This is a genomic window from Pseudomonas sp. 7SR1 (genome assembly GCF_900156465.1).
Taxonomy (GTDB): domain Bacteria; phylum Pseudomonadota; class Gammaproteobacteria; order Pseudomonadales; family Pseudomonadaceae; genus Aquipseudomonas.
This window is the reverse complement of record NZ_LT707064.1, coordinates 1,542,116-1,563,914: the sequence shown is the minus strand read 5'-3', so window position 1 is coordinate 1,563,914 and position 21,799 is coordinate 1,542,116. Positions and strand designations below refer to the sequence as shown.

Genomic DNA, 21,799 nt, shown 5'->3' with positions numbered 1-21,799 from the left:
GTGTTACCTGGTTCGTCCACAACGGGCCGGAATGGCCCCTGTTTTAAGAGACCGGGGATTCTAGAGAAAGCAAGACCCTAGGTCAATTTCCAACCAGCGTTTCCTTTAAATAGATACGCGTCGACGAATCGGTTCGCCAAGCGCCCGTTCATAGATATAAAAAGAAGGGAATTATTTAAAGCTTTTCTGTAGAGCTTATAAAAGCAACGCTGGCAGCCATCTGTGGATAACTGGCCTGAGCCCTTATGAATCAATATGTACAGAGAAGGACAACTAGGCGGGAAAGCGGTGGTAAGGCTGTGCTGCGCTATCGGATAAGCTGTGCGCGGAATGGCGGGTTATCCACAGGCGGGTTATCCACTGGGTTTCGGTAGCACTTGTCCCATGCTCTCAACGGTGGTTATCCACAGAGCTTATCCACCGACCGCCTGTCACCTTTTTTGTGCTTAAGGCTTTGATAAATCATGGTCGATGATCAACCTGCGTGTGGATAAGTGAACGTCTGCTCGCTACAATGGCCGCTTGTTTTTGCCTCACCGGCTTTCAACTTAGGGGATATCCGTGTCAGTGGAACTTTGGCAGCAGTGCGTGGAGCTTTTGCGCGATGAGCTGCCTGCCCAACAATTCAACACTTGGATCCGTCCACTACAGGTCGAAGCCGAAGGCGACGAGTTGCGTGTCTATGCACCGAACCGTTTCGTCCTCGACTGGGTCAACGAAAAGTACCTGGGCCGGGTCCTGGAACTGCTCGACGAGCATGGCAATGGCATGGCACCAGCGCTGTCCTTATTAATAGGTAGCAAACGCAGTTCTGCACCCCGCGCCGCGCCGAACGCCCCGTTGGCGGCTGCCGCGGCTTCCCAGGTCCAGGCTGCTCCGGCGCCGGTCCACGCTGCCCCTGCGGCTTCAACGCCGGCTCCGAGCAAGCGAAGCGCACAGAAAGTCGCCGAAACCAGCGAAGAGCCTTCCCGAGACAGCTTCGATCCAATGGCCGGCGCCAGCTCACAACAGGCACCGGTACGCGCAGAGCAGCGCACCGTCCAGGTCGAAGGCGCGCTCAAGCACACCAGCTACCTGAACCGCACCTTCACCTTCGAGAACTTCGTCGAGGGTAAGTCCAACCAACTGGCTCGTGCCGCGGCCTGGCAGGTTGCCGACAATCCCAAGCATGGCTACAACCCCTTGTTCCTTTATGGTGGCGTGGGCCTGGGTAAAACCCACTTGATGCATGCGGTGGGCAACCATCTGTTGAAGAAGAATCCGAATGCAAAGGTCGTGTACCTGCATTCCGAGCGTTTCGTGGCGGACATGGTCAAGGCCCTGCAACTGAATGCAATCAACGAGTTCAAGCGCTTCTACCGTTCGGTGGACGCCTTGCTGATCGACGACATTCAGTTCTTCGCACGCAAGGAACGCTCCCAGGAGGAGTTTTTCCACACCTTCAATGCCCTGCTCGAAGGCGGGCAACAGGTAATTCTCACCAGCGACCGATATCCGAAGGAAATCGAAGGCCTGGAAGAACGCCTGAAGTCGCGTTTCGGCTGGGGCCTGACGGTGGCTGTCGAGCCGCCTGAGCTGGAAACCCGGGTTGCGATCCTGATGAAAAAGGCCGATCAGGCCAAGGTCGAGCTGCCTCACGATGCGGCGTTCTTCATCGCCCAGCGTATTCGCTCAAACGTGCGTGAGCTCGAGGGTGCGCTCAAGCGTGTTATCGCTCACTCTCACTTCATGGGGCGCGATATCACCATCGAATTGATTCGCGAGTCCTTGAAGGATCTGTTGGCACTCCAGGACAAGCTGGTCTCTGTGGATAACATTCAGCGAACCGTTGCTGAGTATTACAAGATCAAGATTTCCGACCTGCTCTCCAAACGCCGTTCGCGTTCGGTAGCCCGGCCACGGCAAGTGGCCATGGCCTTGTCCAAGGAACTGACCAACCACAGCCTGCCGGAAATCGGCGATGTGTTTGGCGGGCGCGACCACACGACCGTTTTGCACGCCTGCCGCAAGATCAACGAACTGAAGGAATCCGACGCGGACATCCGCGAGGACTACAAGAACCTGCTGCGTACATTGACCACTTGATGACCACCAGCGCAGCTTATTAAGGCAAGGGACTAGACCATGCATTTCACCATTCAACGCGAAGCCCTGTTGAAACCCCTGCAACTGGTCGCAGGCGTCGTCGAACGCCGCCAGACCTTGCCGGTACTTTCCAACGTGCTGCTGGTTGTCGAAGGCCAGCAACTGTCGCTGACCGGTACCGACCTGGAAGTCGAGCTGGTGGGTCGTGTGCAACTTGAAGAGCCGGCCGATCCGGGCTCCATCACGGTGCCGGCGCGCAAGCTGATGGATATCTGCAAGAGCCTGCCCAACGATGCGCTGATCGACATCAAGGTCGACGACCAGAAACTCGTGGTCAAGGCCGGTCGCAGCCGCTTCACTCTCTCGACCCTTCCGGCCAACGACTTCCCGACCGTGGAAGAAGGCCCAGGCTCGCTGACCTGCAGTCTCGAGCAGAGCCGTCTGCGCCGTTTGATCGAGCGCACCAGCTTCGCGATGGCTCAGCAGGACGTGCGTTATTACCTCAACGGCATGCTGCTCGAAGTCTCTGCCGGCATTATCCGCGCCGTTGCCACCGACGGGCATCGCCTGGCCATGTGTTCGATGCAGGCCGATATCGGTCAGCCGGATCGCCACCAGGTGATCGTGCCGCGCAAGGGTATCCTGGAACTGGCGCGTCTGCTGACCGAGCCGGATGGCAACGTCAGCATCGTCCTGGGCCAGCACCACATCCGTGCCACTACCGGCGAGTTCACCTTCACGTCGAAACTGGTAGACGGCAAATTCCCAGACTATGAGCGCGTACTGCCCAAGGGGGGCGACAAGCTGGTCCTGGGCGACCGTCAGGCGCTGCGTGAAGCGTTCAGCCGTACTGCCATTCTCTCCAACGAAAAGTACCGTGGTATCCGTCTGCAACTGGCCAACGGTCAACTGAAGATCCAGGCGAACAACCCGGAACAGGAAGAGGCGGAAGAAGAAGTCGGCGTTGAATACAACGGCGGTTCCCTGGAAATCGGCTTCAACGTCAGCTATCTGCTCGACGTGCTGGGTGTAATGACCACCGAACAGGTTCGCCTGATCCTGTCTGACTCCAACAGCAGTGCCTTGCTGCAGGAGTCCGACAACGACGATTCGGCCTACGTTGTCATGCCGATGCGTCTGTAATTAGTGGCCTGTGGCTAATTCGAGTACTCAATTAACCGTACAGGCCACTGGATGTCCTTAAGTCGCGTCTCGGTCACCGCGGTGCGCAATCTGCACCCGGTGACCTTCGCCCCCTCCCCCCGTATCAATATCCTTTACGGCGCCAACGGCAGCGGCAAGACCAGTGTCCTGGAGGCTGTCCACCTGCTGGGGCTTGCCCGGTCGTTTCGCAGCACCCGCCTGTCACCCGTTATCCAATACGATCAGTTGGCCTGCACCGTGTTCGGGCAGGTGGAGCTGGCGGAAGGGGGGCATAGCGCGCTGGGCATTTCAAGGGACCGTCAAGGCGAGTTCCAGATTCGCATCGACGGACAGAACGCCCGCAGTGCCGCGCAACTGGCTGAAATCCTGCCGTTGCAATTGATCAACCCCGACAGCTTCCGTCTGCTGGAAGGGGCACCCAAGATTCGCCGGCAATTCCTCGACTGGGGGGTGTTCCATGTCGAGCCTCGTTTCATGGCAACCTGGCAGCGCTTGCAGAAGGCGCTGCGCCAGCGAAACTCTTGGCTGCGACATGGTACACTTGACGCCGTTTCGCAAGCGGTTTGGGACAGGGAACTGTGCCAGGCCAGCGCTGAAATCGATGAATACCGCCGCGCTTACATTAAAGCCCTGAAACCGGTCTTCGAGCAGACCTTGAGCGAACTGGTTGAGCTTGAGGGCCTGACGCTCAGCTATTACCGAGGCTGGGACAAGGACCGGGAACTGAGCGCCGTACTGGCCGGCTCGCTGCAACGGGACCAGCAAATGGGACACACCCAGGCTGGCCCTCAACGCGCTGACTTGCGCCTTCGCTTGGGCGCGCATAACGCCGCGGATATCTTGTCCCGGGGGCAGCAGAAGTTGGTGGTGTGTGCCTTGCGTATCGCCCAGGGGCACCTGGTAAGCCAGGCCCGTCGCGGTCAGTGTATTTATCTGGTGGATGACTTGCCGTCCGAACTGGACGAGGCCCACCGTCGAGCGCTTTGCCGTTTGCTGGAAGACTTACGCTGCCAGGTTTTCATCACCTGTGTAGACCACGAATTATTGAGGGAAGGCTGGCAGACGGAAACGCCAGTCGCCCTGTTCCACGTGGAACAGGGCCGTATCACCCAGACCCACGACCATCGGGAGTGAAGGCATTGAGCGAAGAAAATACGTACGACTCAACGAGCATTAAAGTGCTGAAAGGCCTGGATGCCGTACGCAAACGTCCCGGTATGTACATTGGTGACACCGACGATGGCAGCGGTCTGCACCATATGGTGTTCGAGGTGGTCGACAACTCCATCGACGAAGCGCTGGCCGGCCATTGTGACGACATCAGCGTCATCATCCATCCGGACGAGTCGATCACCGTACGCGACAACGGCCGTGGCATCCCGGTCGATGTGCACAAGGAAGAAGGCGTTTCCGCTGCCGAAGTCATCATGACCGTGCTGCACGCCGGCGGTAAGTTCGACGACAACTCCTACAAGGTCTCCGGCGGTCTGCACGGGGTAGGTGTTTCGGTCGTGAACGCGCTGTCCGAAGAGCTGGTACTGACCGTTCGCCGTAGCGGCAAGATCTGGGAACAGACCTATGTCCACGGCGTTCCGCAGGAGCCGATGAAAATCGTTGGCGACAGCGAAACCACCGGTACCCAGATCCATTTCAAGCCATCGGCCGAAACCTTCAAGAACATCCATTTCAGCTGGGACATCCTGGCCAAGCGGATTCGTGAACTGTCTTTCCTCAACTCCGGTGTCGGCATCGTCCTCAAGGACGAGCGCAGCGGCAAGGAAGAGCTGTTCAAGTACGAAGGTGGCCTGCGTGCGTTCGTTGAATACCTGAACACCAACAAGACCGCGGTCAACCAGGTGTTCCACTTCAATGTCCAGCGTGAAGATGGCATCGGCGTGGAAATCGCCCTGCAGTGGAACGACAGCTTCAACGAGAACCTGTTGTGCTTCACCAACAACATTCCGCAACGCGACGGCGGTACTCACCTGGTGGGCTTCCGTTCGGCGCTGACCCGTAACCTGAACAACTACATCGAGCAGGAAGGCCTGGCGAAGAAGCACAAGGTCGCCACCACGGGTGACGATGCCCGCGAAGGCCTTACGGCGATCATTTCGGTGAAGGTGCCTGATCCGAAGTTCAGCTCCCAGACCAAAGACAAGCTGGTGTCTTCCGAAGTGAAGACCGCGGTCGAACAGGAGATGGGCAAGTATTTTTCCGACTTCCTGTTGGAGAACCCGAACGAAGCCAAGCTGGTGGTCGGCAAGATGATCGACGCCGCCCGTGCCCGTGAGGCCGCGCGCAAGGCCCGCGAGATGACACGCCGCAAAGGCGCGCTGGACATCGCTGGCCTGCCAGGCAAGCTGGCTGACTGCCAGGAAAAGGACCCTGCCCTGTCCGAGCTGTACCTCGTGGAAGGTGACTCCGCCGGTGGTTCTGCCAAGCAAGGCCGTAACCGCCGGACCCAGGCCATCCTGCCGCTCAAGGGCAAGATCCTGAACGTCGAGAAGGCACGTTTCGACAAGATGATCTCGTCCCAGGAAGTCGGCACCCTCATCACCGCCCTGGGCTGCGGCATCGGTCGTGAAGAGTACAACATCGACAAGCTGCGGTATCACAACATCATCATCATGACCGATGCTGACGTCGACGGTTCGCACATCCGTACCCTGCTGCTGACGTTCTTCTTCCGTCAGTTGCCCGAGCTGATCGAGCGCGGCTACATCTACATCGCCCAGCCGCCGCTGTACAAGGTCAAGAAAGGCAAGCAGGAGCAGTACATCAAGGACGACGACGCCATGGAAGAATACATGACGCAGTCGGCCCTGGAAGATGCCAGCCTGCACCTGAACGAAGACGCCCCAGGCATTTCCGGGGAAGCTCTCGAGCGCCTGGTCAACGACTTCCGCCTGGTGATGAAGACGCTCAAGCGCCTGTCGCGACTTTACCCACAGGAGTTGACCGAGCACTTCATCTACCTGCCGGCCGTCAGCATGGAGCAACTGTCCGACCACGCAGCGATGCAGGATTGGCTGGCCCAGTACGAAGTCCGCCTGCGCACTGTCGAGAAGTCTGGCCTGGTCTACAAGGCCAGCCTGCGCGAAGACCGTGAACGTAACGTCTGGCTGCCGGAAGTCGAGTTGATTTCCCATGGCCTGTCGAACTACGTCACCTTCAACCGCGACTTCTTCAGCAGCAACGACTACAAGACTGTGGTCTCTCTCGGTGCACAGTTGAGCACGCTGCTGGATGAAGGTGCCTATATCCAGCGCGGCGAGCGCAAGAAGTCCGTGACCGAGTTCAAGGAAGCCCTTGAGTGGTTAATGGCAGAAAGCACCAAACGCCACACCATCCAGCGATACAAGGGGCTGGGGGAAATGAACCCGGATCAGCTGTGGGAAACCACCATGGACCCGGGCTCGCGTCGGATGCTGAAGGTCACTATCGAAGACGCCATTGGTGCGGATCAGATCTTCAACACCCTGATGGGTGATGCGGTTGAACCTCGTCGTGACTTCATCGAGAGCAACGCCCTGGCGGTGTCCAACCTGGACTTCTGATACCAAGCAGAACACCCCTCCAAAAAAAAGGCCAACGCGCAAGCGTTGGCCTTTTTTTACACCCCCAGTTCAGCCTGTTTCCTACCAGACCTATGGGTCAGAAAGCGTGTAACCCAGTAACACCTCAGGCAAAAGCTTTTAATCTCAAGGACTTGGAATATCTGCTTGGCCCCCGGAATACGGGGACCACAGGAAGCCTGGCGCAGATCTTGCGTGTTAAATAAATTACATGTCGTTTTTTTATTTTTACAAAAGAAGCGACAGTCCGAGATGGAATGAATAAATCTAAATACCAAGGGTAGTCTCAATGAGCGGTACGCAAACTTCCAACAACCTGGAACAAGGGCTCAAGCCACGACATGTGACGATGCTCTCTATCGCTGGTGTGATCGGCGCCGGCCTTTTCGTTGGCTCCGGCCACGCTATCGCAGCGGCAGGCCCGGCCGTGCTGTTGGCCTACGCCGCCGCCGGCGCGCTGGTGGTGTTGGTGATGCGTATGCTGGGCGAAATGGCGGTCGCGTCTCCGGACACCGGTTCCTTTTCCACCTACGCTGATCGGGCGATCGGGCGCTGGGCTGGCTTCACGATCGGTTGGCTCTACTGGTGGTTCTGGGTGCTGGTGATCCCGTTGGAGGCCAACGCTGCAGCGACCATATTGCACGCCTGGTTCCCGGACGTGGCGATCTGGGCCTTCACCCTGGTCATCACCCTGCTGCTGACGGCCACCAATCTGTTCAGTGTGAAGAACTATGGTGAATTCGAGTTCTGGTTTGCCCTGGTCAAGGTGGTGGCGATCATCGGTTTCATCGTCCTTGGGATCCTGGCAATTTCCGGTTGGCTGCCCAGCAGCCAGGTCAGCGGTGTTTCCCATCTATTCGACACTCAGGGTTTTTTGCCCAACGGCATGGGCGCGGTACTGGGAGCGATCCTGACCACCATGTTTTCGTTCATGGGCACCGAGATCGTGACCATCGCGGCCGCTGAGTCGAAGAACCCAGGCCAACAGATCTCCAAGGCGACCAACTCGGTGATCTGGCGGATCGGCCTGTTCTACCTGGTTTCCATCTTTATCGTCGTGGCCCTGGTGCCATGGAACGATCCGCTGCTGGCCAGCGTGGGTTCCTACCAGACCGTGCTGGAGCGCATGGGTATCCCCAATGCCAAGCTGATTGTCGATATCGTCGTGCTGGTCGCGGTGACAAGCTGCCTCAACTCCGCGCTCTACACCGCCTCGCGCATGATGTTCTCATTGGGCAAGCGTGGCGATGCGCCGGCGGTTTCCCAGCGTACCAACAAGAGCGGCACCCCTTACTGGGCTGTGATGCTGTCCACCGCAGCCGCTTTCCTGGCGGTGTTCGCCAACTACGTGGCCCCGGCTGCCGTGTTCGAATTCCTGCTCGCCAGCTCCGGCGCCATCGCACTGCTGGTTTACCTGGTGATCGCATTCTCGCAGCTGCGCATGCGTAAGCAGCGCATGGCTCGTGGGGAAAAGATTGCCTTCAGCATGTGGCTGTTCCCGGGCCTAACGTACCTGGTGATCGTATTCATCATCGGTGCCCTGACGATCATGCTGTTCCAGGAAGCCCACCGGGTGGAGATCCTCGCCACGGGGCTGCTCAGCCTGCTGGTGGTCGCGTCCGGGTTGCTGGTGCAGCGTCGTCGGGTCGGGAAGGCTGGCAAAGCACTGCAGATGGCCAACTAGTCATGCTTCCCACGCCACGCGTGGGACGCTTCAACACAAGCTCCGCGTTCGCTTTCGGGACGCGGAGCTTGCCTGGCTCAACTCGCTACCGACGTTTCGCTGTCCGCCGATACGCTTTCCAGGCGATACCCATACCCATAGATAGTCAATAACTGCCAACCTCGATCAGCCGTCAGGCCAAGCTTGTTGCGCAGGCGATAGATGTGGGTGTCGAGGGGGCGGGACGAGGTCATTTCCTCGTGGGTCCAGAAACGTTCGTAGAAATATTCCCGGGACAATGGACGCCCCAGATTGGCGAACAGGCAGCGGGCCAGTCGGTATTCCCGCTCGGTCAGGTTGATGGGCACGCCGGCGCGGGTGACCGTCAGTTCGGCATCGTCGAACGCCAGGTCATTGAAGACTCGTACATCGCTGGCCGGAGCACGTTGCAGGTTGTGCCGGCGTAGCACGGCGCTGACCCTGGCCTTGAGCTCGTTGGGTCGGAAGGGTTTGCTCACGTAATCGTCGGCGCCGGCATTGAGGGCCTGGACGATATCCTGCTCGCCGTCGCGGCTGGTGAGCATGATGGCGGCCGGAGGCGAGTCCATGTGTTCGCGTGTCCAGCGCAGCAGCGACAGGCCACTGATACCGGGCAACTGCCAGTCGAGTATCAACAGGTCGAAGGTTTCCCGACGCAGTTGCCGCAGCAGGTCTTCGCCGCGCTCGAAACTGTGCAGGGTCCAGGCTTGCTCACCCCGGCCGGGGATCTGTTGCAATGTCTGCTCCACCCGGCGCAGCTCGGCCGGTTCGTCATCCAGTATGGCGACACGCATGGGACGCGATTCCTTGATCTCGAAAGTAACGAACATCATCAGCAGGCCACCCAAACGGTCCAGCCTTGGCTGGCTAGCGGCGAGGCTTGCTGTCGCAGGCTGCGACAATACCGGCTCAAGCCGTGAAGGGAAAGGCAGCAGCACGCCGCCTATCGAGTCCGCTATAGTCTCGAGCTGCCCAGCTCGTGGGTTCGTCGCCTATCAAATGAACAATCCCTTCTGCCCTTTTGCTCGTACAAGGACCTTATGAGTCATCAGCGCCGCCGTGAAAGCCGTGAACCGACCCAAGCCCAACGCCTGTTTCGACAGTTGGTGCGCGAATGGTTGTGGATAAGTCTGTTGTTGCTGCCCCTGACGGCTCTGTTGTCGTTCAGCGCCCAACCGACACGCAACGGGCCTGCTGCACTGTTGTCGGTGTGTCTGGTGGCCTGTGTGCTGGGGTTGCTGCTCCTGCGTCCGCGTCTGGCGTTATGGACGACAGTGGGTGGAATGGGCCTGGCACTGACCCTCAGCGCCGTGCTGGGCGCGCAGGGCTGGTGGTGGTCTCCCCTGGCCAGTGTGCTGGGCATGTTGTTTGGCTACCTGATCTGGAACTGGCGACGGCTGAGCGTCGTGCTGGCGTATTTCGGTTGGGAGCTGGCCCGCCTGGACGCGGAACCGAAGGTGTTCCCGGAGCGTCGTCGCGCGCCCTACACCGGCAGCGATCGCTTGCAAGGCCAGGTCATGGCCCTTGAGCAGGCCATGAGTCGCACGCGGGATACCCGGCGGTTCATAGCCGATGGCCTGGAATACCTGCCGGTGGCGACCATGATCAGCGACCCCCATGGCAAGGTCTTGCTCGGTAACCGTAAGGCGCGGGAGCTCTTCGGTCATGGCCTGGCCGGTGAAGATGTGGTGGAACACCTCGCACAGCTGGGTTATCCGGGGTTGGTACCCGGCTGCCCGCACCGGTTATCCACATTGCCGTTGCTGGAGTTTCGCGATGTCCGGGACCGCAGCCTGCGCCTGGAACGGGCCTCCCTGTTGCCGGCCGATGGTGATGTGCCCGTGGGTTGGTTGCTGAGCCTGACTGACCTGAGCGCGGAGCGGGAGGCTGAAGAGCAGCGCAATATCATGCTGCGTTTCCTGTCCCACGACCTGCGCGCCCCACATTCTGCGATCCTGGCGCTGCTCGACGTGCAGCGGCACCAGGCAGGTACGACCGATCCTGTATTCGACCAGATCGAACGTCAGGTGCGGCGTGCCCTGGCGTTGACAGACGGCTTCGTGCAACTGGCGCGGGCCGAATCGGAGGTCTATCAGTTCCGACCGACACTGTTCGCCATGCTGGTCCTGGACGTGCTCGACCAAGCCCTGCCTCTGGCCCAGGCCAAGCATATCCAGATCGCCCATGACATCGACGACGAAGAAGCGATGGTGAGTGCCGACCAGGCCTTGTTGACCCGCGCCTTGTTCAATCTACTGGAGAACGCCATCAAGTACAGCCCACCCGCCACCCGCATCGTGGTGCGGGTTCGTTGCGCCGAGGGGCGTTTGACCTGCGATCTCGTGGACCAGGGCAAAGGCATCGAGGCTGGGGAGCTGCCGGATCTGTTCAGTCAGTATCGACGGTTCTCATCGGCTCATGGTGTAGACGGCGTAGGCCTGGGGTTGTCCATGGTCAAGGCGGTTGTGGACCGTCACGGCGGACAGATCGAATGCCGTAGTGTGGTCGGTGAAGGCACGACGTTCAGTTTTGGTTTGGCCTTGCTAGACACTGAAAAGGCACAACCTTCGGTGGTGCTATAAAAAACTTATGCACCTTTCCCGAGGTTTTATGTGTTTATGAAATATGTATAAAAAACAAATAGTTATATGAAACTGGAAAGGCTTTCAGGAAAATCGGTACACAGCTTATCCACAGAAATCAGACAGCGATCTGGTCCGAAGCAATGGGGGCTGCCGGTGCCGGAGGAAGTGAACCCATTTCCCGTTGTGCCTGTTCATTCCAGGCTTGGACACGGTCGTTGAGGTCGGCGATAGCCCGAGGCCCGCTACCTTCGGCGTACAGGGGGGGGCCAATCACTACGGTGATCAAGCCTGGCTTCCTGACCCAGCCCGCCTTGGGCCAGAATTTGCCGGCATTGTGTGCAATCGGCAATACAGGAAGGTTGGCATTGACCGCCAATGCGGTACCGCCGCGGGAGAACTTGCCGATGGTTCCATAGGGAACACGGGTGCCTTCAGGGAAGATCAATACCCAGACATTGTCCTTTAGCAACTCGTCGCCCTTCTTCGCCACGTGCTTGAGCGCGGCCTTGGGATTGTCGCGGTCGATGGCGATCGGACGGAGCATCGCCATGGCCCAGCCAAAGAACGGCACGAACAGCAATTCGCGCTTGAGTACCTGGCTCAACGGCTCGAAATAAGCCGACAGGAAGAAGGTTTCCCAAGTGCTCTGGTGGTTGGACTGGATCACACAGGGCCTGTCAGGCACGTTCTCGGCACCCTTCACTTCGTAGCGGATGCCCAGGAATACCTTGCTCAGCCACAGCGCGCAGCGGCACCAGTACACATTGATGAAACGGTAGCGCGCCCGGAACGACATGAACGGCGCGATAAAGAAACTCAGGGTGCACCACAGCAGGGAGCTGGTGCCCAGTAGCAGGTAAAAGAGAAAGGTTCTGATGGCCTGCAATATCGACATGGCGGCATTTACCGTTGCGGGGCGGTGCCCGCCTGTTCAAGCGCTTCCCGAACAATCCTTGATCAGGATGTCTTGGGAGCCCTAGTTGTGGATAAGTTCAGCGGCAATCGCCGCCAAATCGTCAAAAATCAAAGTGCCCACCGGTAGGGTCTTGCCCAGAGTCTTTTCGCCTTTCCCGGTCTTTACCAAAACTGGCTGACAATCGACGGCCTTGGCCGCCTCCAGGTCACCGAGGCTGTCGCCAACGAACCACACGCCCGCAAGCGGCACGTCGTAATGCGCTGCTATGGCCTTGAGCATGCCTGGCTTGGGCTTGCGGCAATCGCAACCGTCATCCGGCCCGTGGGGGCAGTAGACGATCAGGCCGACTTCGCCGCCCTGCCCGGCCACCAGGTCGCGCAAGCGCTCATGCATGGCATGCAGTACCGCGAGGTCATAATAACCGCGGGCAATGCCCGACTGGTTGGTGGCGACCGCCACCGTCCAGCCGGCCTTGCTCAACTGCGCGATGGCTTCGATCGAGCCGGGGATCGGCAACCACTCCTCCACCGATTTGATGTAAGCGTCGGAGTCGTGATTGATCACCCCATCCCGATCGAGAATCAGCAGTTTCAACAGCGGCTCCTCAACCCAGCACGGAAATATCGGCGATGTTGAGGAACAGCCCGCGCAGGCGGGCCAGCAATGCATAGCGGTTCCTGCGCACGTCTTCGTTGTCCGCATTCACCATCACGGCGTCAAAGAACGCATCGACAGGCTCGCGCAATGCCGCCAGGCGCGCCAGCGCTTCGGCGTATTCGCGTTTTTCCATCAGCGGTTGCACCGACGCATAGGCCTGTTGAATCGCCGAGTTGAGCGAAAATTCCACGGCATTATCGAAGTAGCGGGCTTCAGGCGCATTGACCGTCGGCTCGGCCTTGGACAGCAGGTTCGACACGCGCTTGTTCACAGCGGCCAGCGCAGCGGCTTCCGGCAGTTTGCGGAAGGCCTGTACGGCTTGTACGCGCTGGTCGAAGTCCAGTGCGGAACCTGGCTTGAGGGCTCGCACCGACAGGTAGGTCGCCACATCGACGCCTTCGTCCTCATAACGCGCACGCAGGCGGTCGAAGATGAATTCCAGCACCGCATCGGCCAGGCCGGCAGACTTGACCTTGCTGCCGAACGCGTTGACGGCGAAGGCCACGGCGTCGTTCAGGTTCAGGTCCAGTTGCTTCTCGATCAGGATACGCAACACCCCCAGTGCCGCACGACGCAGGGCATACGGGTCCTTGCTGCCGGTGGGCAGCATGCCGATGCCGAAGATGCCGACCAGGGTGTCGAGCTTGTCGGCGATGGCCACGGCCGCGCCGGTCAGGGTAGTCGGCAGTTCAGCACCGGCACCGCGAGGCATGTATTGCTCGTTCAGGGCCAGGGCAACGTCTTGTGGCTCGCCGTCGTTGAGGGCGTAGTAGTAGCCGGCGACGCCTTGCATCTCCGGGAACTCACCGACCATCTCGGTGGACAGGTCGCACTTGGACAGGATGCCGGCGCGGGCTGCGCGCTGGGCATCGCCGCCGATACGCGGAGCGATGAACGCGGCCAGCTTCGAAACCCGCTCGGCCTTGTCGTAGACGCTGCCGAGTTTTTCCTGAAACACCACGTTCTGCAGGCGCTCGTTGAAACTTTCCAGCGGCTGCTTCTTGTCTTGCTTGAAGAAGAACTCGGCATCGGTCAGGCGCGGGCGAACGACTTTTTCGTTACCTGCGACGATCTGCTGCGGGTCCTTGCTCTCGATGTTGGCGACCGTGATGAAGCGCGGCAGCAACTTGCCTTCGGCGTCCAGCAGGCAGAAGTACTTCTGGTTGTCCTGCATGGTGGTGATCAGCGCTTCCTGCGGCACTTCCAGGAAACGTTCCTCGAACGAGCACACCAGCGGCACTGGCCATTCCACCAGGGCAGTCACTTCGTCCAGCAGGTCCGGCGGCACGATGGCGGTGCCTTCCTGGCGGGTCGCCAGCTCTTCGGTGCGCTTGCTGATCAGCTCGCGACGCTCGTTGGCATCGGCCAGCACATAGGCGGCACGCAGGTCGGCCAGGTAGTTGGCCGGCGAAGTGATGCGCACGCTCTGTGGATGGTGGAAACGATGGCCGCGGGAATCGCGACCGGCCTTCTGGGCCAGGATGGTGCAGTCGATGACCTGGTCACCGAGCAGCATCACCAGCCATTGGGTCGGACGCACGAACTCTTCCTTGCGCGCGGCCCAGCGCATGCGCTTGGGGATCGGCAAGTCATTGAGTGAGTCTTCGACGATGGTCGGCAGCAGGCTGGCGGTCGGCTTGCCCTTGATGCTCTGGCTGTAGCGCAGCTTCGGACCGCTCTGGTCGATTTCGCTCAGGTCCACGCCGCACTTCTTGGCGAAGCCCAGGGCAGCCTGGGTCGGGTTGCCGTCTGCATCGAATGCGGCCTGGCGTGGCGGGCCGTCGAGGTTGATGCTGCGATCCGGCTGCTGGGTCGCCAGGCCGGTGATCAGCACGGCCAGACGACGCGGCGCGGCGTAGACGTGCTTGGTCTCGAAGTTCAGTCCGGCGGCTTGCAGGCCTTTGTCGATACCGGCCAGGAACGCATCGGCCAGGGTGTTCAGGGCTTTGGGTGGCAGTTCTTCGGTGCCCAGTTCAACCAGAAAATCTTGAGCACTCATTGTGCAGCCTCCAGCTTAGCCAACACTTCATCACGCAGGTCCGGGGTCGCCATCGGGAAGCCCAGCTTGGCACGGGCCATCAGGTAGGCTTGCGCGACGGAACGCGCCAGGGTGCGCACACGCAGGATGTATTGCTGACGCGCGGTCACCGAAATCGCCCGGCGTGCGTCCAGCAGGTTGAAGGTATGGGAGGCCTTCAACACCATTTCATAGCTCGGCAACGGCAGCGGCTGGTCCAGCTCGATCAGGCGCTTGGCCTCGCTTTCATAGAAATCGAACAGTTCGAACAGCTTCTCGACATTGGCGTGTTCGAAGTTGTAGGTCGACTGCTCCACTTCGTTCTGGTGGAACACGTCGCCGTAGGTCACCTTGCCGAACGGACCGTCGGCCCACACCAGGTCGTAGACCGAATCCACGCCTTGCAGGTACATGGCCAGGCGTTCCAGGCCGTAAGTGATTTCGCCGGTCACCGGGTAGCACTCGATGCCGCCCGCCTGCTGGAAGTAGGTGAATTGGGTCACTTCCATGCCGTTGAGCCAGACTTCCCAGCCCAGGCCCCAGGCGCCCAGGGTCGGCGACTCCCAGTTGTCTTCGACGAAACGGATGTCATGCACCAACGGGTCGAGGCCCACGTGCTTGAGCGATCCCAGGTACAGCTCCTGGAAATTGTCCGGGTTGGGCTTCAGGACCACCTGGAACTGGTAGTAATGCTGCAGGCGGTTCGGGTTCTCGCCGTAGCGGCCGTCAGTCGGGCGGCGGCTGGGCTGTACGTAGGCGGCGTTCCAGGTTTCCGGGCCGATGGCACGCAGGAACGTGGCAGTGTGGAAAGTGCCGGCGCCTACTTCCATATCGTAGGGCTGAAGTACCACGCAACCTTGCTCGGCCCAGTATTGCTGGAGGGCGAGGATCAAGTCTTGGAAGGTACGCACGGCTGGCGTAGGCTGGCTCACGAAATTCACCTGTTTCTTGGGCTGCGATTTAAAGAGCGGGAGTATACCCGATTCGTTCGTGCGCACGCCCCCTGGAGCCTTATGCCACGCTGCTTTTGGTGTTCTGACGATCCGTTGTACATGGCTTATCACGATCAGGAGTGGGGGACGCCGCTGCGCGATGCGCAGGGTTTGTTCGAGTTGCTTTTGCTCGAAGGGTTCCAGGCCGGGTTGTCCTGGATCACCGTGCTGCGCAAGCGTGAACATTACCGCAAGGTGCTCTATGGCTTCGATGTGCAGCGGGTGGCGCAGATGAGCGATGCCGAAATCGATGATCTGATGCTCGACCCTGGCATCATCCGCAACCGGCTCAAGCTCAAGGCCGCCCGTCGCAATGCCCAGGCCTGGTTGGCGCTGGAAGACCCGGTGGCGTTCCTGTGGTCGTTCGTGGGTGATAAACCCGTCATCAACCACTTCAGGGACCGCACCGAAGTACCGGCCATCACCCCCCAGGCCATCGAAATGAGCAAGGGTCTGAAAAAAGCCGGCTTCACGTTCGTCGGCCCCACCATTTGCTACGCCTTCATGCAGGCCTCGGGCATGGTGATGGACCACACAAGGGATTGCGACCGCTACGCTGAGCTGGCAAACGGTGGTTAGAATAGCCGGCTCGCAACACGACCGAAGAATTCAGGAGTGACCTGTGGATAAGTTGAAAGGCGCCTTGCTGGTCGGCGCTCTGCGGTTGTTTGCGCTGCTGCCTTGGCGGGCGGTGCAGGCGGTGGGCTCTGCCATTGGCTGGCTCATGTGGAAATTTCCCAATCGCTCCCGCGACGTGGTGCGGATCAACCTCGCCAAGTGCTTTCCCGAGATGGACCCGGCCGAGCGCGAACGCCTGGTGGGCCAGAGCCTCAAGGACATCGGCAAATCCTTGACCGAAAGTGCCTGCGCCTGGATCTGGCCGGCCCAGCGTTCCATCGAACTGGTGCGCGAAGTCGAGGGCCTGGAGGTGTTGAAGGAGGCGCTGGCCTCGGGCAAGGGCGTGGTGGGCATCACCAGCCACCTGGGCAACTGGGAGGTGCTCAACCACTTCTATTGCAGCCAGTGCAAACCGATCATTTTCTATCGGCCGCCCAAGCTCAAGGCGGTGGATGAACTGCTGCAGAAGCAGCGGGTGCAGTTGGGCAACAAAGTCGCGGCGTCCACCAAGGAAGGCATCCTCAGTGTCATCAAGGAAGTGCGCAAGGGCGGCCAGGTGGGCATCCCCGCCGACCCGGAACCGGCCGAATCCGCTGGTATCTTCGTGCCCTTCTTCGCCACTCAGGCCCTGACCAGCAAGTTCGTACCGAACATGCTCGCCGGCGGCAAGGCGGTCGGCGTCTTCCTCCACGCCCTGCGCCTGCCGGACGGCTCCGGCTACAAGGTTATCCTCGAAGCCGCGCCCGAAGCCATGTACAGCACCGACACCGAAACCGCCTGCGCGGCCATGAGCCAGGTGGTGGAACGCTACGTACGGGCCTATCCCAGCCAGTACATGTGGAGCATGAAACGCTTCAAGAAGCGCCCGCCGGGTGAGGCGCGGTGGTATTGAAGATCTGTTGCTTCATATAAGCGGGGATCTGGTGGTGAATGCAGGATCTGTGAACACCCAAGTCCCTATGTGGGAGCCCTTGCTCGCGACGACGGCGGCACACTCAACATCGATGCAAGCAGGCCCAACGCTATCGCGAGCAAGCTCGCTTCCACAGTTTTTTCCGGGCTGTTTACAGACATTGCGCCCATTCATGAATTCCTGTGGGAGCGAGCTTGCTCGCGATAGCGCCCTAACAGCCGCCACATGACTAATTGACCTCACCCCATGTCCTCTCACTTCCTAAAGCTCGGTCCGCGGCTGTCGATAACCCGATGTATCCGCCAATCATGGACCGATGAAATGGAACTCTCTCTTAGCGCTGCCTCTATTGCACCCCCCAACACCCACCTCACCCGCTCCGATCAGAAGTTGGTCACTCATCCTCCAACAGGCTCTGTAAAGGAACTGGCAAGCGCTGGCCCAGCAGCCATCTACCACCCCAGTGAAGAAACCCAGACCGTGGAGCAACCACTGGTGGCCATTACCACCTGGGTCGGTCGATCCCAATCGCCAGATTTTCCTCGCTATGTCGCGATCACCGAGAGCGCGAAAAACACCTTGAAAACCTCCTTCGAGGCATTCCAGTCAACGCTGTCGGCAACCGACCCGGATCTGGCCAGCAAGAAATACGGCTTCACCGTCGAGGCCGATGGCAAGTTGAAAGTGCTCAACACCGCCGGGCAGCTCAGCACCTCGCAGACCCAGCGCCTCACCGATCTGCTCAATGAATCCACTGATTTGAAAGCCGCAGCCAGCGCCTTGCGCGACGCCTCCATCGACATGGTGGATGCCGACTCGCCTTGGTCTGGCAGCTACCTGGGCCGCTACAATCTGACCAAGGAAAACTTCGCCAGCACCATCGACCTGGCACCGCTGCTCAAGCGCGCCGGCTCGGTGCCGCCCCAGGAATTTTCGGACGGGCTGTTTTTCACCCAACTGGCGCACAAAGGCGAACTGGCGACCCAAGAAACGGAAGCCGCGATGCTTGAACGGCGTGCTGCGCAGCGATTCAGCGCGCAGGCCTGAAAGCCGGGTCTACCGAGTCTCGTGGCGAGGACGCTTGCTCCCCCAGGACCGACTATGAACTGGCGGTGCGGCCGGCTTCCTGATGGTTGATTGACCACGAGGAGGCGCAAAGCCTCAATCGTGTCCATGATTAAGGGCCTGCGATATCGGCGACGTTGGAATGGCAAAGCCATCTGCAAATCCGTCGGACTACCGTCCAGTCAGAAATATCGCACTTCCTCTGGTTCATTAATCAAGGAGTCCCCTCATGAACATCGATTTCACCGGACGTCAGGTCCTGGTCACCGGATCCACCAGCGGTATCGGTTTCGCTACCGCCAAAGGCTTTCTCGAAGCCGGTGCTCACGTGGTCATCAACGGTCGAAGCGAGAGCAGCGTGGCGGACGCGCTGCAGCGCTTGGGCGCGCTTGCCTCAAGGGCGACCGGCTTTGTGGGCGATCTCAGCAACTCGACGGGCTGCCAGGCACTGATAGCCAAGCACCCCAGCTTCGATATCGTCATCAACAACCTGGGCATCTTCAAACAGGAAGATTTTTTCGAAACGCCGGACAGCGAATGGCAACGCTTCTTCGAAACCAACGTCATGTCGGGTGTGCGTGTTTCCAGGGCCTACGCGCAGGGCATGGTCGAGCGTGGTTGGGGACGGATCGTGTTTGTCTCGTCGGAATCGGGCGTGAACATTCCTGCCGACATGATCCACTACGGCTTCACCAAGACCGCCCAACTGTCCATCGCTCGCGGCCTGGCCAAGCGCCTCGCTGGTACGGGCGTGACGGTAAACTCGGTATTGCCCGGGCCGACGCTTTCCGAAGGGGTTGCCCAGATGCTCAAGGCAGACGTCGAGCGCACTGGGGAAAGCCTGGAAAAGGTCGCGGCAGACTTCGTCAACCAGCACCGCAGCACCTCGATCATCCAGCGCGCGGCACGCGTCGAGGAGGTTGCCAACATGATTATCTATGCCAGTTCGGAGCAGGCCTCGGCCACCACTGGAGCGGCGCTGCGTGTCGATGGTGGTGTGGTGGATAGCATCGTTTAGGATGCCTATGACACGTTGCAAAAAAACGCCGCTTCCTCGTGAGAGATAAGCGGCGTCTTTTGTTTTGGAAGCAACATGGGGTGATTCGACCGGCTTTGAAGTGGTGAAGGGTTTTTTCAGCCCACTCTGTTTTCCATCAGTCGATCCGAGCCACCTTCGGCCACACGGTTTTCGATGAGTCGATCCGAGCCGCCTTCGGCCACGCGGTTTTCGATGAGTCGATCCGAGCCGCCTTCGGCCACGCGGTTTTCGATGAGTCGGTCCGAGCCGCCTTCGGCCACACGATTTTCGATCAGTCGATCCGAGCCACCTTCGGCTACCCGGTTTTCGATGAGTCGGTCCGAGCCGCCTTCGGCTACACGGTTTTCGATCAGTCGATCCGAACCACCCTCAGCGAACGCAGGTTGAACAAAAGAAGTTGCGAACGCGTTGCCGAGGGACAGTGCCAGAAGCGAGCCAACGAGCGTTTTGCGGAAAGTGTTCATGTCCTGATCCTTTTTATTCGTAGATGAAGTGAGTTAGACGGTGACGTGCAAGCGGACGTCGACGTTGCCGCGAGTCGCGTTGGAGTACGGGCAAACCTGGTGAGCCGCGTCGACCAGCGCTTGGGCATCGGCTTGATCCAGACCTGGCAGGTTGATGTGCAGGTCGATGTCCAGACCGAAACCGCCAGGGATCTGGCCGATGCCGACGTGTGCGGTGATCGAGGCATCGGCAGGAATGCTGCGTTTGCTCTGGCTGGCGACAAACTTCAGTGCGCCGATGAAGCAAGCCGAGTAGCCGGCTGCGAACAGTTGCTCAGGGTTGGTGGCTTCACCACCGGTACCGCCCAGGGCTTTTGGGGTGGCCAGTTTCACGTCGAGAATCTTGTCGCTGGAAACAGCACGGCCATCACGGCCACCGGTGGAGGTTGCGACTGCGGTATAGAGAACGTTCATGATGTTTCCTCTTGCTGAATGGGCTGATCGAGTCTTAGTTTGGTATGCGCCAAATGTTTGTGCGCTAACCAGTTGAGATAAAGTTAACGCTCAAATACTTTGCGCGCAAGATAAATTTTTTAAAAATTCTCTGCTTTATTGCTAAGAGATTGATAGAGAAGGAAATTTATTTCCTAACCTGCGAGATATCTCCCCGCCTCAGCCGGGGACGCGCAAGGCGTGAGGGGATCAGCCAAGCAACACAGGCTTTCGCAGAGAGGGAAAGTCAAAGGCGGGCGATGGCTACAGGGCGAAGCGAGCTGCGTCGACAAATCTGGAAACCGCATCGAATCCAGCTGGATATCTGCTTGTCGCAAAGACGGCCACCAAGGAGGATATGTTCAACCAGGAGCCGCGCTATCGGGCAACCGCGACTTGATTGCGCCCCAACGCCTTGGCCCGATACAGCGCCTGGTCAGCGTTATTCATCAGGCTATGCAGATCCTTGTGTCCCGCCTGCGTGGACGCCACGCCAAGGCTGGCCGTCACGCAGTTGACGGGCTCGATCATCAATCCGCCGATGGTCTGGATAAGCTCTTCGGCAATCTCGGTTGCGACCTCGATCGAGGTGTTGGGAAGCAGAATGGCAAATTCTTCTCCGCCTAACCGGCCGTGGATATCCGTGGCGCGAAAGGATGAATTGATGACCATGCCCATCTGCCGCAGAACCTGGTCGCCCACTTGATGGCCGTAGGTGTCGTTGATGTGCTTGAAATGATCCATGTCCAACATGACGGCACACAGTTCCAACCGATTGGTTCTGCACTCGTTATAGAGCTGCTGGGCATGTTCGAAGAAAGCGCGCCGGCTTTTGAGGCCGGTCAGTTCATCGGTTTGCGCGGCACGGGTTGAAATGCTGTTAGCCTGCTCCATTTCACGGGTGAGCCTGAAGGCGGTTTCCAGTGCCTGGGACATTTTGTGTGTTGCGCGGGCTACGAACGCCGCGAACACCAGGATGCAGAGCGCCATGCCGACTTGAAGCTGCGATGGTTGCAACAGCAGCCAGGCGGTGCAGGGCAACAGGACCAGGCCAATGGAGACGAGCGTCATATCGCGGTAGGCCGAGTAGCAGGACACCGCGCTGACGGACATCCCCACAGTAAAAAGCATGACCAGTGCCTGGGACAGAAGATCGTCCGCCGGCATGACCGCCAGGGCACCTCCCCCCCAGATGCTGGCGGACAACACCAACGTGATCCAGTACTTGCGCTCCCAGCGTTGAGGTGTGCGCTTGCTTTCATCGCTGCGGACATAGGCAAGGAACAACGCGATGCGTAAAAGCGTCGATCCCGTCAGTAAGGCTAGCCACACAAGGACGACGCTGTGTTCAAAGCGGTCCCAGCACAGCCAACACAACATGACGGCCGCGAGATAGCTACCAAATACCGCCGTGATCGATTGGCGAAACAGTTGCTGCAGTCGGTCGGTTCGCACCTGCTCGGCTATGAAAAAATCCTGATCATTCCGAGATCCTTGGCCATGCATGTGATCCACCTGATCGTGATGCAACTAAAG

At 59.4% G+C, this 21,799-nt stretch carries 18 protein-coding genes; 10 read left to right on the top strand and 8 right to left on the bottom strand.

Going from position 1 to position 21,799, the window contains the following annotated elements; all coding sequences use genetic code 11:
* The first annotated feature begins 561 nt into the window (after positions 1–561).
* The 5 genes from dnaA to gabP all read left to right on the top strand — a co-directional run bounded on the left by dnaA (position 562) and on the right by gabP (position 8,508).
* Positions 562–2,085 (top strand): chromosomal replication initiator protein DnaA, encoded by a 1,524-nt coding sequence (gene dnaA / locus BW992_RS07080; protein WP_072459073.1) that lies wholly within the window; start codon positions 562–564, stop codon positions 2,083–2,085.
* A 39-nt stretch (positions 2,086–2,124) separates the two neighbouring features.
* Positions 2,125–3,228 carry a DNA polymerase III subunit beta gene (gene dnaN, locus BW992_RS07075; RefSeq protein ID WP_072397551.1) on the top strand — a complete coding sequence of 368 codons (1,104 nt, stop codon included), beginning with the start codon at positions 2,125–2,127 and terminating at the stop codon, positions 3,226–3,228.
* A 51-nt stretch (positions 3,229–3,279) separates the two neighbouring features.
* Positions 3,280–4,383, top strand: a complete 1,104-nt coding sequence (gene recF, locus BW992_RS07070; RefSeq protein ID WP_072397553.1) for a DNA replication/repair protein RecF — start codon at positions 3,280–3,282, stop codon at positions 4,381–4,383.
* Positions 4,384–4,388: 5 nt separating this feature from the next.
* The gene (gene gyrB, locus BW992_RS07065) at positions 4,389–6,806 is read left to right on the top strand and encodes a DNA topoisomerase (ATP-hydrolyzing) subunit B (RefSeq protein WP_072397589.1); all 2,418 of its coding nucleotides are present in this window, start codon (positions 4,389–4,391) and stop codon (positions 6,804–6,806) included.
* A 307-nt stretch (positions 6,807–7,113) separates the two neighbouring features.
* The gene (gene gabP, locus BW992_RS07060; protein WP_072397554.1) at positions 7,114–8,508 is read left to right on the top strand and encodes a GABA permease; all 1,395 of its coding nucleotides are present in this window, start codon (positions 7,114–7,116) and stop codon (positions 8,506–8,508) included.
* A gap of 77 nt (positions 8,509–8,585) precedes the next feature.
* On the opposite strand, the gene BW992_RS07055 is transcribed toward gabP, so the two are convergent.
* The gene (locus BW992_RS07055; protein WP_072397591.1) at positions 8,586–9,320 is read right to left on the bottom strand and encodes a response regulator transcription factor; all 735 of its coding nucleotides are present in this window, start codon (positions 9,318–9,320) and stop codon (positions 8,586–8,588) included.
* Positions 9,321–9,566: 246 nt separating this feature from the next.
* On the opposite strand from BW992_RS07055, the gene BW992_RS07050 reads away from it, so the two are divergent.
* Entirely contained in the window at positions 9,567–11,108 is a 1,542-nt protein-coding gene (locus BW992_RS07050) for a sensor histidine kinase (RefSeq protein WP_072397556.1), read from the top strand.
* A 118-nt stretch (positions 11,109–11,226) separates the two neighbouring features.
* Here BW992_RS07050 and BW992_RS07045 read toward each other — a convergent pair whose 3' ends face one another.
* From BW992_RS07045 to glyQ, 4 genes are all read right to left on the bottom strand, one after another.
* The gene (locus BW992_RS07045) at positions 11,227–12,006 is read right to left on the bottom strand and encodes a lysophospholipid acyltransferase family protein (RefSeq protein WP_072397558.1); all 780 of its coding nucleotides are present in this window, start codon (positions 12,004–12,006) and stop codon (positions 11,227–11,229) included.
* Positions 12,007–12,087: 81 nt separating this feature from the next.
* On the bottom strand, positions 12,088–12,621 hold the full coding sequence (gmhB, locus tag BW992_RS07040; RefSeq protein ID WP_072397560.1) for a D-glycero-beta-D-manno-heptose 1,7-bisphosphate 7-phosphatase: 534 nt from the start codon (positions 12,619–12,621) through the stop codon (positions 12,088–12,090).
* A gap of 10 nt (positions 12,622–12,631) precedes the next feature.
* Positions 12,632–14,683 (bottom strand): glycine--tRNA ligase subunit beta, encoded by a 2,052-nt coding sequence (gene glyS, locus BW992_RS07035; protein WP_072397562.1) that lies wholly within the window; start codon positions 14,681–14,683, stop codon positions 12,632–12,634.
* Positions 14,680–15,633 (bottom strand): glycine--tRNA ligase subunit alpha, encoded by a 954-nt coding sequence (gene glyQ / locus BW992_RS07030; RefSeq protein WP_053253611.1) that lies wholly within the window; start codon positions 15,631–15,633, stop codon positions 14,680–14,682. The genes glyS and glyQ overlap by 4 nt, the downstream gene beginning before the upstream one ends.
* A gap of 81 nt (positions 15,634–15,714) precedes the next feature.
* Between glyQ and tag the strand changes: the two genes are divergently transcribed.
* The 4 genes from tag to BW992_RS07010 all read left to right on the top strand — a co-directional run bounded on the left by tag (position 15,715) and on the right by BW992_RS07010 (position 19,307).
* Positions 15,715–16,272 (top strand): DNA-3-methyladenine glycosylase I, encoded by a 558-nt coding sequence (gene tag, locus BW992_RS07025; protein ID WP_072397573.1) that lies wholly within the window; start codon positions 15,715–15,717, stop codon positions 16,270–16,272.
* A gap of 43 nt (positions 16,273–16,315) precedes the next feature.
* Positions 16,316–17,203: a lysophospholipid acyltransferase gene (locus BW992_RS07020; RefSeq protein WP_072397575.1), complete on the top strand. Its 888-nt coding sequence runs from the start codon at positions 16,316–16,318 to the stop codon at positions 17,201–17,203.
* A 342-nt stretch (positions 17,204–17,545) separates the two neighbouring features.
* Positions 17,546–18,271 (top strand): hypothetical protein, encoded by a 726-nt coding sequence (locus BW992_RS07015; protein WP_076405868.1) that lies wholly within the window; start codon positions 17,546–17,548, stop codon positions 18,269–18,271.
* A gap of 247 nt (positions 18,272–18,518) precedes the next feature.
* Complete coding sequence (locus BW992_RS07010; RefSeq protein WP_072397578.1) at positions 18,519–19,307, top strand: SDR family NAD(P)-dependent oxidoreductase; 789 nt, start codon at positions 18,519–18,521, stop codon at positions 19,305–19,307.
* Positions 19,308–19,423: 116 nt separating this feature from the next.
* Here BW992_RS07010 and BW992_RS07005 read toward each other — a convergent pair whose 3' ends face one another.
* The 3 genes from BW992_RS07005 to BW992_RS06995 all read right to left on the bottom strand — a co-directional run bounded on the left by BW992_RS07005 (position 19,424) and on the right by BW992_RS06995 (position 21,769).
* Complete coding sequence (locus BW992_RS07005) at positions 19,424–19,792, bottom strand: hypothetical protein (protein ID WP_076405866.1); 369 nt, start codon at positions 19,790–19,792, stop codon at positions 19,424–19,426.
* A gap of 33 nt (positions 19,793–19,825) precedes the next feature.
* Positions 19,826–20,245, bottom strand: a complete 420-nt coding sequence (locus BW992_RS07000) for an organic hydroperoxide resistance protein (RefSeq protein WP_072398308.1) — start codon at positions 20,243–20,245, stop codon at positions 19,826–19,828.
* Between the two features lie 396 nt (positions 20,246–20,641).
* Positions 20,642–21,769, bottom strand: a complete 1,128-nt coding sequence (locus tag BW992_RS06995; RefSeq protein WP_072459532.1) for a GGDEF domain-containing protein — start codon at positions 21,767–21,769, stop codon at positions 20,642–20,644.
* Positions 21,770–21,799: the final 30 nt, after the last annotated feature.

Bases quoted from the DNA above. Each gene is read 5' to 3' on its own strand.
- BW992_RS07015 (WP_076405868.1), top strand. From the start codon at position 17,546: ATGGAACTCTCTCTTAGCGCTGCCTCTATTGCACCCCCCAACACCCAC.
- BW992_RS07050 (WP_072397556.1), top strand. From the start codon at position 9,567: ATGAGTCATCAGCGCCGCCGTGAAAGCCGTGAACCGACCCAAGCCCAA.
- tag (WP_072397573.1), top strand. From the start codon at position 15,715: ATGCCACGCTGCTTTTGGTGTTCTGACGATCCGTTGTACATGGCTTAT.
- BW992_RS07005 (WP_076405866.1), bottom strand. From the start codon at position 19,792: ATGAACACTTTCCGCAAAACGCTCGTTGGCTCGCTTCTGGCACTGTCC.
- recF (WP_072397553.1), top strand. From the start codon at position 3,280: ATGTCCTTAAGTCGCGTCTCGGTCACCGCGGTGCGCAATCTGCACCCG.
- dnaN (WP_072397551.1), top strand. From the start codon at position 2,125: ATGCATTTCACCATTCAACGCGAAGCCCTGTTGAAACCCCTGCAACTG.
- BW992_RS07010 (WP_072397578.1), top strand. From the start codon at position 18,519: ATGAACATCGATTTCACCGGACGTCAGGTCCTGGTCACCGGATCCACC.
- gabP (WP_072397554.1), top strand. From the start codon at position 7,114: ATGAGCGGTACGCAAACTTCCAACAACCTGGAACAAGGGCTCAAGCCA.
- glyS (WP_072397562.1), bottom strand. From the start codon at position 14,683: ATGAGTGCTCAAGATTTTCTGGTTGAACTGGGCACCGAAGAACTGCCA.
- BW992_RS07055 (WP_072397591.1), bottom strand. From the start codon at position 9,320: ATGCGTGTCGCCATACTGGATGACGAACCGGCCGAGCTGCGCCGGGTG.
- BW992_RS07000 (WP_072398308.1), bottom strand. From the start codon at position 20,245: ATGAACGTTCTCTATACCGCAGTCGCAACCTCCACCGGTGGCCGTGAT.
- BW992_RS07045 (WP_072397558.1), bottom strand. From the start codon at position 12,006: ATGTCGATATTGCAGGCCATCAGAACCTTTCTCTTTTACCTGCTACTG.
- BW992_RS06995 (WP_072459532.1), bottom strand. From the start codon at position 21,769: ATGCATGGCCAAGGATCTCGGAATGATCAGGATTTTTTCATAGCCGAG.